The sequence below is a fragment of the Pantoea sp. X-Soil-TKNS-1207 genome (assembly GCF_059730485.1).
The window spans coordinates 434272-449981 of record NZ_AP035958.1 but is presented as its reverse complement, the minus strand read 5'-3'; the positions used below and the strand labels follow the sequence as shown (position 1 = coordinate 449981).

13 protein-coding genes are annotated in these 15710 nt (G+C 57.9%); 5 read left to right on the top strand and 8 right to left on the bottom strand.

What is annotated here, in order from left to right:
* Positions 1 to 12: 12 nt before the first annotated feature.
* Both AC6I8V_RS01960 and AC6I8V_RS01955 read right to left on the bottom strand, forming a co-directional pair.
* Positions 13 to 1353: an ABC transporter substrate-binding protein gene (locus AC6I8V_RS01960; protein ID WP_497844268.1), complete on the bottom strand. Its 1341-nt coding sequence runs from the start codon at positions 1351 to 1353 to the stop codon at positions 13 to 15.
* A gap of 102 nt (positions 1354 to 1455) precedes the next feature.
* Positions 1456 to 1611, bottom strand: coding sequence for a hypothetical protein (locus AC6I8V_RS01955; protein WP_497844267.1), 156 nt, complete (start codon positions 1609 to 1611; stop codon positions 1456 to 1458).
* A gap of 271 nt (positions 1612 to 1882) precedes the next feature.
* On the opposite strand from AC6I8V_RS01955, the gene AC6I8V_RS01950 reads away from it, so the two are divergent.
* Both AC6I8V_RS01950 and AC6I8V_RS01945 read left to right on the top strand, forming a co-directional pair.
* Positions 1883 to 2482 (top strand): GNAT family N-acetyltransferase, encoded by a 600-nt coding sequence (locus tag AC6I8V_RS01950; RefSeq protein WP_497844266.1) that lies wholly within the window; start codon positions 1883 to 1885, stop codon positions 2480 to 2482.
* A gap of 12 nt (positions 2483 to 2494) precedes the next feature.
* Positions 2495 to 3586 carry an ABC transporter ATP-binding protein gene (locus AC6I8V_RS01945; protein ID WP_497844265.1) on the top strand — a complete coding sequence of 364 codons (1092 nt, stop codon included), beginning with the start codon at positions 2495 to 2497 and terminating at the stop codon, positions 3584 to 3586.
* 741 nt (positions 3587 to 4327) lie between these two features.
* On the opposite strand, the gene AC6I8V_RS01940 is transcribed toward AC6I8V_RS01945, so the two are convergent.
* Together AC6I8V_RS01940 and AC6I8V_RS01935 are read right to left on the bottom strand one after the other, a co-directional pair.
* A complete protein-coding gene (locus AC6I8V_RS01940) occupies positions 4328 to 5449 on the bottom strand; it encodes an ROK family transcriptional regulator (protein WP_497844264.1) in 1122 nt (373 codons plus the stop codon).
* A gap of 28 nt (positions 5450 to 5477) precedes the next feature.
* The gene (locus AC6I8V_RS01935) at positions 5478 to 6344 is read right to left on the bottom strand and encodes a glucosamine kinase nucleotide-binding domain-containing protein (RefSeq protein ID WP_497845742.1); all 867 of its coding nucleotides are present in this window, start codon (positions 6342 to 6344) and stop codon (positions 5478 to 5480) included.
* Positions 6345 to 6625: 281 nt separating this feature from the next.
* On the opposite strand from AC6I8V_RS01935, the gene AC6I8V_RS01930 reads away from it, so the two are divergent.
* Positions 6626 to 7786, top strand: coding sequence for a Gfo/Idh/MocA family protein (locus AC6I8V_RS01930; RefSeq protein ID WP_497844263.1), 1161 nt, complete (start codon positions 6626 to 6628; stop codon positions 7784 to 7786).
* 103 nt (positions 7787 to 7889) lie between these two features.
* On the opposite strand, the gene AC6I8V_RS01925 is transcribed toward AC6I8V_RS01930, so the two are convergent.
* A complete protein-coding gene (locus tag AC6I8V_RS01925; RefSeq protein ID WP_497844262.1) occupies positions 7890 to 9128 on the bottom strand; it encodes an MFS transporter in 1239 nt (412 codons plus the stop codon).
* 620 nt (positions 9129 to 9748) lie between these two features.
* Here AC6I8V_RS01925 and AC6I8V_RS01920 point away from each other — a divergent pair.
* On the top strand, positions 9749 to 10147 hold the full coding sequence (locus AC6I8V_RS01920; protein ID WP_497844261.1) for a hypothetical protein: 399 nt from the start codon (positions 9749 to 9751) through the stop codon (positions 10145 to 10147).
* Positions 10148 to 10430: 283 nt separating this feature from the next.
* Positions 10431 to 12821 carry a glucose/quinate/shikimate family membrane-bound PQQ-dependent dehydrogenase gene (locus tag AC6I8V_RS01915; RefSeq protein WP_497844260.1) on the top strand — a complete coding sequence of 797 codons (2391 nt, stop codon included), beginning with the start codon at positions 10431 to 10433 and terminating at the stop codon, positions 12819 to 12821.
* Between the two features lie 89 nt (positions 12822 to 12910).
* Here AC6I8V_RS01915 and AC6I8V_RS01910 read toward each other — a convergent pair whose 3' ends face one another.
* The 3 genes from AC6I8V_RS01910 to AC6I8V_RS01900 form a co-directional block, all read right to left on the bottom strand.
* Complete coding sequence (locus tag AC6I8V_RS01910; RefSeq protein ID WP_497844259.1) at positions 12911 to 14119, bottom strand: MFS transporter; 1209 nt, start codon at positions 14117 to 14119, stop codon at positions 12911 to 12913.
* Positions 14120 to 14230: 111 nt separating this feature from the next.
* Complete coding sequence (locus tag AC6I8V_RS01905; RefSeq protein ID WP_497844258.1) at positions 14231 to 15127, bottom strand: LysR family transcriptional regulator; 897 nt, start codon at positions 15125 to 15127, stop codon at positions 14231 to 14233.
* A 106-nt stretch (positions 15128 to 15233) separates the two neighbouring features.
* A complete protein-coding gene (locus AC6I8V_RS01900) occupies positions 15234 to 15602 on the bottom strand; it encodes a helix-turn-helix domain-containing protein (RefSeq protein ID WP_497844257.1) in 369 nt (122 codons plus the stop codon).
* Positions 15603 to 15710: the final 108 nt, after the last annotated feature.

Here is a 15710-nt window from a genome sequence, read left to right as displayed (position 1 = left end):
GGACCGGGTTTATCAGTGCTTGAGGGTTTTCAGGTAACGTTGATAGTTGTCGTCAAAGTTGGTGACCATCTGCTCAGCGGTCAGCCGCCCGGCCAGCAACAGTTGCACGTTCTGGTTCAGCTCGGCGTTCATGGTCGGGGTCGCCCAGTCAACGTAATGGCCGAGGCCATCATGTTCGTTGAGCGTCACCCATACCTGATACGTTTCCGCCAGCAGCGGATTGTCTGCGGGAATCTGCGCATTTTTGCTGGCGCTGGCGGGCAGGAAGCCCACTTTCAGCCAGCGGTTCGCCATCTCATCCGACACGATGTAGTCGATAAATTTCGCCGCCGCATCCTGCTGTTCTTTGCTTTTCGCGGTGCTGGTGATGGAGAACGCGAGGTCGGTACCGCCCACCATCAGCGCATGTTGCACGCCTGCGCCCATCGGCATGGCGGCAAAGTGGATATCTTTGTTGTCTTTAAACTGGCCGAGATACCAGGTGCCGCTGATCAGGAATGCAGCCTGGCCGTTCTGGAACAGGGTGGCGGCATCGTCATGACCAATGCCCTGGAAGCCGGGGAAGAAATAGCCTTTATCGTTCCAGCTTTTCATCATATTGGCGGCGCTGACCAGCTTGTCATCTTTGAACGTGCCGCCAACGTCGTAAATCAGATCATCCAGTTTTTTGCGGTCGCTGCTTTCAATCTGCGCTTCCCAGATGGTGCTGAGCAGTTGCTGGCCCATGTTGCCATCCAGCAGCCCCATCATCATCGGCGGCGTGCCTTGTGCTTTCAGCTTCGCCATCGCCTGCTCCAGCTCGGCGAGGGTTTTCGGCACCGCGATACCGGCTTTATCCAGCAGCGCTTTGTTGTAGTACAAACCGACCATCTCACCCAGGCTGGCAACGCCGTACAGCTTGCCGCTGCCGAAGTCCTGTTGATCGGACCAGCGGTTACGCTTGAGGATGGAGTCCGGGAAACGCGTGGTCCAGCCGTAGGTTTTGGCGTAATCGTCCAGCGGCACCAGCAGTTTGTCTTTCACCAGCGAACCCATATCGCCGCCGCCCTGGTTCACCTGCGCGATCTGCGGACCATCACCGGCGGTCAGCGCCAGCTTAAGCGGGATGCGGGTATCTTCGAATGAGTGCACAGAACGCTGGATAACAATCCCCGGATTCTGCTGCTGAAACACCTTGATCGCGTCATCCACCGCTTCCGTCTGCTGCGGATAGTTATAAATATCCCATTCGTTAAGGGTGACCGCCTGCGCCGAGGTCATCGCTGCGCCGAGCAGCACCCCGGCAGAAACCAGACGGGACAGGGTGCGCAGAGAACTTTGGAAGTACTGCGAACGTACGGTTGAATCACACATAATGCTCGGTTTCTCCAACAGATGACTGGCATCCCTTCATCTCGACACCCGCAGCTCCCGCAGGCTGATTCGGCACAAATAACGCACTTATCCATACTTACTTTATGCACAAAAGAAAGTCAAACCTGAGCGAAGCGGAATTTTGGCTCTGTGATGCAGTGCAAAAACTGAGAAGAAAAGCGCCTGCATCAGCAGAGAATGCTGCGTAATTGCGCATAAAGACGCCAGCCACGCCACCCCTGATGCAACCATCAGCATAAATCACTCGTTATTTGTTTGCCGATTAACTTACTGATTGAGCATATGAAAATCGTATAGCTTTCGCGGAGAATCAGGCGCGCTGCGCCGAATGGCCCATCGGTAAGCGGCCTGCGTCCTCGTTTTTCGCCTGCGGCTACGCGGCGGGTCATGCGCTGGGGTTATGTTTATGTTGTGCTTTGTGCGTCAGCGCAATTATTACACCTTGAAAACTAAGTCGGCTTTCATTACCGTTAAAAACTGTTCATCTCCTGACCACAGAGGCTCCACCATGACGGCTGAAGGTGTTATTCGTCACGCCACCGAGGCGGACTTTCCCGCGCTCTCGCGTATTTGCTTAGAAACCGCCAATGCGGGTACAGACGCCACGGCGTTGTATTCCGACCCTACCCTGCCCGGCCTGCGCTTTGTCATTCCCTACGCGCGTTTCGCGCCTGACTTTGCGCTGGTGCTGGAGCAGCACGGCGAGGTGGTGGGTTATGCCGTGGCGGTGCCGGACACGCGGGCATTTGAAGCCGAGCTGGCGCAAAAATGGTGGCCGCTGTTGCAGATGCAGTACCGCGACCACCCGGCCAGCGCGCCGCTCGACAGCAAAGTGCTGGACGCTATCCATCACCCCGACGCCGCCGCCGCGCAGCTGGTAAGCCAGTGGCCAGCGCATCTGCATATCAACCTGTTGCCATCGGCGCAGCAGGGCGGCTGGGGACGCAAACTGATTGAGCAGCTGCTGACGCTGCTGCGTCAGGCCGGCGTGCCTGGCGTGCACCTTGGCGTCAGCCTGCAAAACGAGCAGGTCTGCGCGTTTTACCAGCGCCTCGGTTTCACCCCCATCGTGCGCAGCAACGCCATTTATATGGGCCAGTTACTTTAAGCGAGACACAGCATGACCAGCCTGCATCTGCAAAACGTTAAGAAATCCTACGACCAGGTGAACGTGATCCACGGCATCGATCTCACCATCAACAGCGGTGAATTTGTGGTGTTTGTTGGCCCTTCCGGCTGCGGTAAATCGACGCTGTTACGCATGATTGCCGGGCTGGAGGAGATCAGCGATGGCAAACTGCTGATTGAAGGGGCCGATATGACGCACCAGCCCGCCACCGAGCGCGGTATCGCCATGGTGTTTCAGTCCTATGCGCTCTATCCCAATATGACGGTGCGCGGCAATCTGGCCTATCCGCTGGAGGTGATGAAGCGCCCGAAGGCGGAGATTGAGCGGGCGATTGCGCAGACCGCCGCACGCCTGCATCTCACCGAGCTGCTGGATCGCCTGCCGCGAGCGCTTTCGGGCGGCCAGCGTCAGCGCGTGGCGATTGGCCGTGCCATTATTCGCCATCCGCGTATTTTCCTGTTCGATGAACCGCTGTCGAACCTTGATGCCGAGCTGCGTTTGCAGATGCGCATCGAAATTGCCCGGCTGCACGCCTCGCTTGGTAACACCATGATTTACGTGACCCATGACCAGCTGGAAGCGATGACGCTGGCCGACCGCATTGTGGTGCTGCGCCAGGGGCGAATTGAGCAGGTTGGCGCGCCGCTGGAGCTATACCGTGACCCGGATAATCTGTTTGTCGCCGGGTTTATTGGTTCGCCGAAGATGAATTTTCTACCCGCCGAAGTGGCGGCGCGGGCGCCAGGCGAAGTGCAGCTGCGCGTACCGGCGCTGGGTATCCACGGGTTAACCCTGAAGATGGCGGCACCGTGCCGCGAAGGGCAGAAAGTGACGCTGGGCGTGCGCCCGGAACATTTCCGCCCGGCCAGCAGCAACGACGCGGCATTGAGTTTCAGCGCCCCACTGTCGTTCAGCGAGATGCTGGGCCACACCAATTATCTCTACCTTGATGTGGGTCAGGAGCGCTTGCTGGTGATTGAGGAGCGTGACGTGGCCGATCATACGCTGGGCGAAGCGATGCGTTATCAGCTGAGCGCGGCGGATTGTTTGTTGTTTGATGAGCAGGGAATGCGGTTGCGGTGATTGCTGGCGGTGATTTGGCACCGCGGGGGGCCACCCGCCAGGTATTGAGCGGTTTCAGCAGCGGTTTGGCACCGCGGGGGGCCGCCCGCCAGGTATTGAGCGGTTTCAGCAGCGGTTTGGCACCGAGGGGGTGCCGCCCGCCAGACATAGCGCAGTTTCAGCACCGCCGTGCAGGCGGACGGGCTAAGGCCCGAAGGCGCGGGCCTTAGCAATCCGCGCCCTGCGGCGTCCTCGCGCAGCGCTACACGCTGTTCCCTCGCTTATCACTCAGGCCTGACGGACCGCGCGGATTCGCCTTCCCTGGCTCATTCCGCACTCTCGCCGACCTCCTGTCGGCTCGTCCTGGCCTTCCCTCCGCGCTCGGCGCTGCGGATGCCGCCAACATCCCCGCCTGCAAGGCCGCAGAATAAAGGCCAACAGCCACAAGAAAACAACAGAAGATTTCGGTTGTTACAGCGATGGTGGGTGCCATCCGGACTCGCTGAGCGAGGGAGCGCTGCCAGGATGAGCCGCATGGATGCGGCGAGAGGCGGCGTTGAGCAGGAGCGAATCGACGCCGGTCCGTCAGGAAGCGTGAGGGAGCGAAGGTACCGCGAAGCGGCGAGGAAGGCTGGCACAGGGCCGGGGAGTGCAGAGGGCGCGGCCTGGCGCCCTCTGCTCGGTCGCCGCACGGGCGAACTGAAACTACTCAAGCCTATGGCGAACGAAAATCCGCGCAGTACAAGCGATAAAACGCGCCATTTACGATGCGATCTCTTCATCCGCCTGCGCCGCCAGCAGATCCAGCAGCTTATTGACGGCAAAACCCGCTGCGCCCTGCGCCCACATCCGGTTGGATTCGGTGAGAAACTGCAACGGCGTCATATGTGGCGTCAGCTTCAGACGATAGGTCTGGAAACTCTGGGTGATATGATCCAGCAAAATACGTGACGCCATTTGCGGCTCCATCGCCAGATACACCACGTCGGGATCGTAAGCCACCGACAGGTTCGCCAGCGACATCCCCAGCTGATGTCCGGCCTCCGCCAGCGCGCTCAGCACCTCCGGCGTCGGACGCAGATCCAGATCGCGCAGGGTCTGCGGCACATCGTCTTTTAGCGTGGCCGCGACGCGTTGCAGAATCGCCTGCGATGAGGCGACATCTTCCAGCAAACGCTCGGAACCATCCCCCAGTAAGGCATTGCCAATCTCGCCCGCTTTACCATGACGACCACGATACAGCTGGCGATCGAGCAAAATGCCTGCGCCGATGCCTTTGCCAAAGGTGGCGATAATCGCCGATTGCGCATGACCAAGCTGGCCGAATACCAGCGCCGCCATCGCCAGCGCATTGGCGTCGTTTTCGATAAACACCGGCAGCGAGAAACGCTCCTCCAGCAGGCGGGCGATGGGGATGTTGTCCCAGTCCAGCACGCGTGAACGCACGCAGTAACCGTTGCTGGCATCCACCAGCCCGGAGAGCGCCAGACCAATCGCCCCGACTTTTTTACCCTCGACGCCGCGCAGAAACTTCGCCAGCGCGTCGCCCAGCTGCTTCGGCGTCATCGCGCCAGAGGGCATTTGCTGTTCGCCAATAATGTTGCCGCCGAGATCGGTCAAAACGATCAGGTTACGTTCGGCATTCAGCTGGATGCCAACCACGCTGGCGTGATCGGGATTGAGACCCAGCAGGGTTTTTGGCCGTCCCATCGACACGCGACGCAGGCCCAGCTCCTGCACGATGCCGCCGGTCAGCAGGCGATTGGTCGCCTGCGATACGGTGGACATGCTCAGGCCGCTGCGCACTTTAAGATCGGACTGGCTTATTGGCGCGTTTTCGACAATCAGCCGCAGAATGCGGGCGGTTACGTTGGGAGCGGTCATGGTTCTCTTTATCAGCAGAATGAAAAGGTTACGCGGGTTGGCTCAGGCTGAACTGCGTGGCGAGTCGTAACGCGCCACTCAGCGCATCGCCCTGCGGCGGTACCAGCAATGCAGCGATGTCGGCCGGGAGCCAGGGCTGAATCGGTGCGGCTAAGCCGCCCATCAGCGCCAGTTTACCGTGGCTGCGCGCCAGCAGCGGCTGAACCATTTGGACAATATCCGCCGCGGTTTGCTGAATCAGCGCCGTGCCATGCACGTCGCCCGCCTGCGCGGCGGCGAAGATGTCCGGCACCACGCGGCCCCAGTCGGCAGGCGTTGCCTGGCGTGACCAGATCAGCATCTGTTCTGCGCTGTTGGCGTACAGCGCCATGATCCCTTGCGTCAGGGCTGAGGATGGCACGATGCCTTCGTGTGCCAGCAGCGTCAGCCGCAGCGCGCGCTGGCCGAGCACCGCGCCGGAACCGGCATCGGACAGGGCAAACCCCCAACCGCCCAGCAGCGTGAAGTTTGCGCCATCCCAGGCCGCGCCCTGACTGCCGGTGCCGGTAATAAATACCGCACCCGGCGCGCCAGCGTGCGCGCCCGCGCAGGCAATCTCGACGTCGGTGAAGACATGGCGCGACTGACAAACGGGCTGCCAGCTTGCCAGCCGCGTCTGAACAGAGGCGACATTCGCCCCGGCCAGACCCGCCACCAGCACGGTTTGCGCCCGCGCGGCCACCGGTAATTGGGCCTGAGCAAACAGATCGTCAATAACCTGATCGATAGCCTCAATCGCCGCCTCAAACTGCGACCAGACATTGGCTGGCCCACCACGCGCTTCCGCCAGCAATCGCCCCTGAGCGTCGGTGAGACGCCCGCGACAGTGCGTACCGCCGCCATCAATACCCAGCATTAGTGACTGCACGCATTTCCTCCAGCCTGACACCGCACGGAATGACTCTTTATAGATGTGCGAAAGATAGGGCAAAAAAACTTAAATCGCAATAACAAATAAACATGGCTAATGTCACACTAAATAAAAATGATTAAAATCATATAAATAATAAAAATTCACATTTTCAGCACCTGGATATCCATTGACATTAGTTTTTCTGCCGTAATAAGTTAGCGGTCATATTATCAGCAGCCTGATGGGTCGGGCGGCTAACAGGCAACGGGCTTCAGGGGTACAACATGAAAGTGGGCATTATTGGTCTTGGCTTTCGTCTTTCCCATGTGGTGAAAGAGTTCAGCAAAGCCGATACAGAGTTCTCCGTCGTGGGTTATGTCGATCCGGCACCAGCGGGTTTACCCAATCTTCACACCTTCGGTATCGATCCCGGCAGCGCCTTCGACAGCGTTGAAGCGCTGCTGAATCATGGCGGCTTTGATTTGCTGCTGGTCGGCTCGCCGAACTTTATGCACCTCGAACATATTCGTCAGGGGCTGGCCGCCGGCTACACCGTGTTCACCGAGAAGCCGGTGGTGATCAATGAAGAACAGACCATGGCGATGGCACAGCTGATACAACAGTATGGCCATGAGCGCATTCTGGTCGGTCTGGTGCTGCGCTACTCGCCGCTGTACCACGACCTGCTGGCAGCGCGCGATGATAAACGCCTTGGCGAAATCACCTCCATCGAAGCCACCGAACACATCAAGCCGTATCACGGTGCCTTCTTCCAGCGCGACTGGCGTCGTCTGGAGAAATACGCCGGTCCCTACATGCTGGAAAAATGCTGCCACGATATCGATCTCTACCAGGGATTGATGGGCGAGCGTCCGGTGCGTGTCGCCAGCTTTGGCGGCCGTAAGTCCTTTACCCCGCAACATGCCCCGCAGGGCGCAGTGACGGCGGCCTCTGAGGTGTATCACGTCAAGCCGAGCGGCTGGTCGAGCACCGATGCGGTGTTCGATAGCGATGCCGATATCGTCGATTACCAGACCGCGATTATCGAATACGCCGGTGGCGCCACCCTCGCCTTCCACGCCAACCTGAACGTGCCGGATGAGTTCCGTCGCTTCTGCGTGATGGGCACCGATGGCATGGCGGAAGGCGACTTTGTGCGTAACTACTTCCGCGTACACAACGCCCGCACCGGCGAACGCGAAGTGGATACCGCCTACAGCGGCAATGCTTACGATGGTCACTACGGCGCTGATGCGCTGATGGCCGAAGAGATTGTGAAACACATTAAGCAGGGAACACCGCTGAAGGTCACGGTGGTGGATGCACTGGAAGCGGGTCTCACCGCGATAAAAATCGACGAAGCACGAAAATCGAAAACCGTGGTGGATATGACAGACAGCTGGAAAAAATTTGACGCCAGCCTGGGGAAAACACCGGCCGTGTGACGGCAGGCGCTCGCGATGCCAGTCCCCCTGATCGCGAGCTTTATCATGGCAGTGCAGACTGGCAATACCATTAACCGGCCTGATGGCCGGTTTTTGTTTTTGGCTAGTGCGTCGCGTCGTTCTCCAGCTTCTGACGCTTGCGCAGATGCGGGAAAATTGTCATCCAGATAGCCACCACCAGCAGCGTACCGATGCCGCCCAGCGCCGCAGCGGGCACGGCACCCAGCCACGCCGCTAACATGCCGGATTCGAACTCGCCCAGCTGGTTGGAGGTATTAATAAAGATGGCGTTGACCGCATTAACGCGTCCGCGCATATCGTCCGGGGTATCCAGCTGCACCAGCGCACCGCGAATCACCATGCTGACCATATCGAAGGCACCCAGCGCCGCCAGCGCCAGTAACGACAGCCACAGCAGTTTGGAGAGCGCGAACACCAGGGTCGCCACGCCAAAACCCGCCACCGCGCCGAACATAATCATCCCGACATGCTTTTCCAGCTTGTGACGGCTGAGCCACACCCCCACCAGCAGCGCGCCAACCGAAGGCGCACCACGCAACATGCCCAGCCCCCAGGGACCGGTGTGCAGGATATCTTTGGCGAAAATCGGCAGCAGCGCCGTCGCCCCGCCCAGCAGCACCGCGAACAGATCGAGTGAAATCACCCCCAGCACATCTTTGCGCTCACGGATAAAGTGCACGCCCGCAAACAGGTTGGTGAGGTTCATGGGCAGGCGCGCTTGCGGCGGACGTTCATAACGTAAACGGCTTACCAGCAGCAGCGAGAACAGATAAAACAGCGCGGCGACGCCATACACCACATCCGGTCCGGCCACGTACAGCAAACCGCCGAGGGTCGGTCCGATGATGACCGCCGCCTGACCGCCAACCGCATTGGCGGCCGTGGCGCGAGCCAGAATCTGCGGCGGCACCAGCGACGGCAGCATTGATGTCAGCGCAGGCCACTCCAGCGCTTTTGCCATCGCAATCAAAAACACCAGGCTCCAGATCGCGGTTTTATCCGCCCAATGGAATAGCGTTAAAGCCACCAGCGCCAGCAACGATCCCCACTCCACCAACTGGCCGAGCAGGACAATACGGCGACGATCAAACTGATCCGCCAGGTGCCCGGCTGGCAACGCCAGCAGCACCGACGGCAGAAACTGCATCAGACCAATCATCCCCAGCGCCATCGCGCTGTTGGTGAGCGAGTAAATCTGCCAGCTCACCGCCACCGAAAACATTTGAAAACCAAACGATGAACAGGTGCGTGCCAGCCAGAAGGCGACGAACGACCTGTGACGCAGCAGCGAGCCATCTGCGGCTGTTGCCAGTAAACCCATATTTATCCCATCCTGAATTGTTGTTCCGGTCAGCGTCGTTGCACCAACCTGGTGAAAAATCGCATGTGGATTTTCCTTATCTTTTTTCAGCCGACAGAGTGCGGGATTTTTCTGGCTCAGGCAACGGCAAGGCGTGCGCTTTAAAAACAGGCGCTTATCTGGAAAAGTTCTAAGCATAGAGTTCTGAATATTAGCAGGCTTATTTTTTTATCGTGAAAATAACGCCATTTTCCAGAACGTTACAATAAGGTTGTTAATTAACGCGCGAATGCTAACTAATATCTCTCTATCAGAAACAAATAAAAAAGATGATCTTAGCGAAGAAAACGTTCTATATTAGAAAACAGAACACAGCAGCAGTCTTACCAATTTCATAATAAAGACACTCTTCCAGCTAATTAATTTATTCATAGAGATAAATGGAAAACAATTCATACAACCCTTATGTTTCTGAGCGTATCCGCCGCTTTGATGGCACCCTGTCGGGCATCTGTTATTCAGCACCCTTTATGCATTGCGAGCAGGGAAGTCATAGCTTACTTAATGGACGTAACATAATTTCTTTGCATAACCAATTACCGGATACGCCCGAATTAATAATTATTCCTTTGCAGGGAAATATGCTGACGCATTTTTTGCAGAGACCGGAAAATTATTCCTGCCTGCAAACCGACAATGTCCGGCTGGCAATCAACTATGATGCGTTGCAACAGGCCGGAGCGGCGTTGCAGTCGCTGGCGAAAACCTTTCATTTTTGGCTGTATGATCTGGCCTCACCGGGAACGCGCTGGCGAAATATCGAAGACTTTCCCCTGAGCGGCATTGTGCTGACTGAGGAGTTTTTCAACGATAATTATCTCAAGTTCAGCTTTCCATTTATGCTCTCCGCCTTTCGCGAAAGAGAAGCAGAGGTGATATTACGCACGCCACGTTTAGCCCTTGCTGAAGATCACTATGCGCAACTGCATATCAGCGGCTGGCAGGAACAGCGTACCAGCAGCAAATTATTCGAAGTGTAAACGGTTACACAATATAGCGCCCATTGCGTCTATGGCCCGGAATTATCCGGGCCTGACGTCGCCAATCCCCCATAAAATGTCGTGCCAATCCCCTGCCGAAAGTGTAAAGCACTAAAAAAATCAAACCTGTTAACGTTTTTAAGATAAAATTTAACGCAAAGGGATCATCAGACTTAACGGAAGAGTTCTGTAGCGGATATTTTAATCACCTCGTACCTTATATCGGGAAACCACGCAATCCGTTGTTTCCTTTAGTCTTATGGCGAAAAAAGAGGTCTATATTATGGGGAAAGCTTCCTCATCTTTTGGCGTAATTCGTTTCCTGACGGTGCTGTTTGCACTGCTGACAGGGGCGTTTATGCTGGTTGGTGGCATTTGGTTAGCCACCATTGGAGGTTCCTGGTACTACGTAATTGGCGGTGTGGTTATGTTAATCACCGCTATTCTGCTGTGGCGTCGTAGCGGTTCAGCATTGGTGTTGTATGCCCTGCTGCTGCTGGCCACGCTGGTGTGGGGCGTGTGGGAAGTCGGTTTCGACTTCTGGGCGCTGGCACCGCGTACCGACGTACTGGTAATTTTTGGTATCTGGCTGGTGCTGCCGTTTGTTTATCGCAGCCTCAACAGAGCCGGAAAAGGTGCACTCGCTGCCATGGGCGTTGCCCTGATTGCCAGCGCACTGGTGCTGGCGTGGGCGGTATTCCACGATCCGCAGGAGCTGAATGGCACCCTGCCGGACGCGGCGGCCAATGCCCCGCAGGCACAGCCGCTGAGCAATATTGCGGATGGCGACTGGCCGGCATATGCGCGTGACCAGCAAGGCACCCGCTTCTCACCGCTCAAGCAAATTAACGCGGACAACGTGAAGAATCTGCAGGTAGCCTGGCAGTTCCAGACTGGCGACCTGAAGACCCCGAACGATCCGGGTGAAATCACCGATGAAGTGACCCCGATTAAAATCGGCGACATGATCTACCTGTGCTCACCGCACCAGATCCTGTTTGCGCTGGATGCGAAGACCGGTAAGCAGAAGTGGAAATTTGATCCAGGCCTGAAGCCGAATCCGACCTTCCAGCACGTTACCTGCCGTGGCGTGTCTTACCATGAAGTGCCTGCTGCCGCTGATGCGTCTGCCACCCAGCCAGCGCTGTGCTCACGCCGTATTTACCTGCCGGTAAACGATGGTCGTCTGTTCGCGCTGGATGCCGCGACCGGCGAGCGTTGCCCGTCATTCGGCAACAACGGTGAGCTGGATCTGCAACACAAACAGCCGGTGACCACCCCAGGCCAGTATGAGCCGACCTCACCGCCGATCATCACCGATACCACTATCGTGGTTGCCGGTGCAGTGACCGATAACTACTCAACCCGTGAGCCGTCTGGCGCCATCCGTGGCTTCGACGTTAACACCGGTAAATTGCAGTGGGTGTTTGATCCGGGCGCGAAAGATCCTAACGCGATTCCGGACGATGAACACAGCTTCACCATGAACTCACCGAACTCCTGGGCGCCTGCGGTTTACGATCCGAAACTGGATACCGTTTACCTGCCGATGGGCGTGTCTACCCCGGATATCTGGGGCGGCAACCGTACGCCGGATCAGGAACGTTATGCCAGCAGCGTCCTGGCGCTGAACGCCACCACCGGTAAGCTGGTGTGGTCGTATCAGACCGTGCATCACGATCTGTGGGATATGGACCTGCCGTCACAGCCGACGCTGGCCGATATCACCGACAAAGATGGCAACACCGTTCCGGTGATCTATGCCCCGGCGAAAACCGGTAACATCTTTGTACTGGATCGCCGCACCGGTAAGCCAGTTGTCCCGGCACCGGAAACCCCGGTACCGCAGGGTGCCGCGAAAGGTGACCATGTTTCCCCGACACAGCCTTACTCAGAACTGACCTTCCGTCCGAAGCAGAATCTGACGGATAAGGATATGTGGGGCGCGACCATGTACGACCAGCTGGTGTGCCGCGTGATCTTCAAGCGTCTGCGCTATGATGGTCCGTTCACCCCGCCGTCTGAGCAGGGTACGCTGGTGTTCCCGGGCAACCTCGGTATGTTCGAATGGGGCGGTATCGCTGTTGATCCGCATCGCCAGATCGCGATCGCTAACCCGATGGCGCTGCCGTTCGTCTCCAAACTGATTCCGCGCAGTGCAGAGAACCCGATCGAGCCGCCGAAAGGCAAGGAAGATGGTTCGGGTACCGAAACCGGCGTACAGCCGCAGTACGGCGTACCTTATGGCGTGGAGCTGAATCCGTTCCTGTCACCGTTTGGTCTGCCGTGTAAACAGCCGGCGTGGGGCTATGTCTCAGCCGTTGACCTGAAAACTAACGAAACCGTGTGGAAAAAACGCATTGGTACGGTTCGCGACAGCGCGCCGGTGCCAGTACCGTTCAAGATGGGTATGCCGATGCTCGGCGGTCCGATCACCACGGCCGGTAACGTGTTCTTCATCGGTGCGACCGCAGATAACTACCTGCGTGCCTTCAGCACCAACACCGGTGAAATGCTGTGGCAGGCACGTCTGCCAGCGGGCGGCCAGGCGACCCCGATGACCTATGAAGTGGATGGCAAGCAGTACGTTGTTATCGCCGCAGGTGGTCACGGTTCGTTCGGCACCAAGCTGGGTGATTATGTGATTGCCTACGCACTGCCGGATGAGAAGTAAGTTTCCGGTTTGAAGTGATGAGAAAGGCGGGCTGCGAAGCCCGCCTTTTTTATGGATGGTGGATCATAGGGTGCGCAGTCATGCACACCTCACGGCTTACGTAACACCCGCGCATTTATCAACGCGCACAGCGCCATCACCACGCAGGTTGCCAGGAACACCGGACGCATACCAAAGGCGCCGCCGATAAAGCCACCGAACAGCGGACCGGAGACCTGGCCGACATATTGCGCCGAGGTCGAATAGCCCAGCATTTTCCCCACCTGCGACTGCGGCACATTGTGACGAATCAACGCCGTGACGCACGGCATCAACCCACCCAATGCCATGCCCATCAGGAAACGCAGTACCACCAGTTGCCAGGCTGCGGTAATAAACGCCTGAGGAATCAGCAGCAGCGCACAAACCCCCAAACCGTACACCAGCACCCGGCCATGACCGATGCGATCCGCCAGCCGCCCGAGACGCGGCGCCGACAAAATGCTGCCCAGCGCCGCCGCTGCCATCACCAGCCCGGCGGTGACGGTAATCGCATGATTGCCGCTGACAAACTGCCCGATATACAGGGTGATAATTGGTTCAATCGACATATTGGCGAAAATCAGCAGCATCCCCGACAGCCACATCAGACGTACCACCGGCAGATTAACCGGCTTGTCATCCCCGTGGCTTTGCACGGTCTTTTTCCCCGGCTGACGTGGCGCTTCTTTCAACAGAAAGGTGGTGGCGAGGAAAGCGAGGAAAATCACCGCGCCGGTCAGCCAGAAGGTGTGGCGAATACCAATCAACGGCGGCAGCACCCCGCCCAGCAATGGGCCGACCACGTTGCCCGCCATAATGCCGGACGACAGCACGCCCAGCGCCCAGCCGGTCTGCTCTTTCGGCGTTTGCGCCGCCACCAGGATGGTGGAGCCAGAGGCATAACCGCCCAGCAAACCCGCCAGCAGACGCAGCGCCACCAGTTGCCAGGGCGCGGTCGCCATCCCAATCAACGACATCGCGATCGCCATGCCCAGACTGGCGCGGATCAGCATCAGTTTGCGCCCGTAGCGATCCGCCAGCTTGCCCCACAGCGGCGCAGTCAGCGCGGCGCTGAGGAAGGTCGCGCCATAGGCCGCGCCTGACCAGCGCGCAATCGCCGCCGGTTCCTGCACGCCAAGCTGCTGTACATACAACGGCAGAAACGGCAGCAGCAGCGTCATTGCCACGATGGTGCTGAAGGAGCCGAGTACGCAGACGAACAGATTGCGCTTCCAGTGTTGCTGCTCAGGCGCTAACGCCGTTGGAGGTTGCTGCATGATGATATCCCTGTTTTGAACTGACTCTCAGGCTAACAGCGGCTCAGCATCGATAACAGATCGGCGCGGATATTTGCCACGCAGCCTGTCATTGTTGCCAGAAAGCAACAATCAGCTTTCCCCTAAGGCAGTGATTAAGGCATCGCACAACAGCGTGACCGGCGACGAGGGTTCCGGCTGGGTTTTCAGCAACAGATAGCTGTGCAGGCGATCCATTTGCCACTCCGGCAGTACCTGGATAATTTCGCCGCGCGCCAGCGACTCCTGCGTCATATACGCCGGTAAGTAAGCGATTCCGGTGCCCGCCAGCGCCGCATTCAGCAGCGCCATGCTGTTATTGGCGCGGAAACGGCTGCGCACATCCAGCGCCAGCCGCTGTTTATCGCGGCGAAACGGCAGCGCGGCGGTATGGGCCGGGCCGTGAAACAGCAGCAAATCATGACGCGTAAGGCGTTCGGGATGATCGATCGCCGGGTGTGACGCCAGATAATCCGGCGCCGCATATAACCCCCAGTCGATGGTGTTCAGCTCGCGATAGTTAGCCACTTCCGGCGCGCGCGGACGGATGACAATCGCCACATCGGCGCTGCTTTGCGGGTCTTCATTGATGCGGTCGGTCAGTTCGAGATCGACGTTGATATGGATATGACGGCGGATAAAGCGATTGAGGGTCGGCACTACGCACTGGCAACCAAAGGTCACCGGTGCCTGCAAACGCACATTGCCGGTTGGCAGCTGGTGAACCTGCTGCACAAAGGCATCGGCGCGATGCATCTCGTCCAGTAAACGGGTGCAGAATGGATAGTACGCCTGGCCGAGTTCGGTCAGGGCCACCTTGCGCGTGGTGCGCTGCAATAATTTGATGCCGAGCCGTACTTCCAGCCGGGCGATTTCACGACTGACATAGGATTTTGATACCCCAAGCGTCCGCGCGGCTTCGCTGAAACTTTGCCGTTCAACCACGCGCGCAAACAGCATCATGGCGGTGAGATTGTCGCTGTTGTCCATTGTCCATAACCGGCAGAGTAAGGGAGAACAGCAGCTTAAAAGGATTGGGAAGGAATAGCACCCGATTTCCCGCGACGACTTAACAACGGGAAATCAGGTTAGCGACTCAACTGGCCACCGCCAGTGGAAACAGCAGACGGTCCGGTTCGACGCGGCGTTGACGACGCAGCTGGCCCGGTGTCACGCGGAAGTAGTTTTTGAAGGTGCGGGTGTAAGCCTGCTGCGTGTCGAAGCCGTAGCTCATCGCCACCTGCAGGATCGCCTCATCACTATTGAGTAGCGTCAGCGCCGATTCCGTCAACCGGCGCTGGCGAATGTACTCGGCCAGTGAAAATCCGGTGTGCTGACGAAACAGACGTTGCAGGTGCCAGCGGGAATATCCCGAACGGCGTGCTACTTCATCCAGATGCAGATCGTGTCCTAAGTTGTCTTCTATCCAGCCCAGCAAACTACGGATAAATTCGCGCTGATTCATGGCTCCTCCTGATTCGACGTGGTGTCCAGTACAGCCACTGTAGCGCGGTAAATTTATCCCTTAATTAGCGGAAAATTAGCGCAGAATTAGCAAAGGGGAAAACGGGTG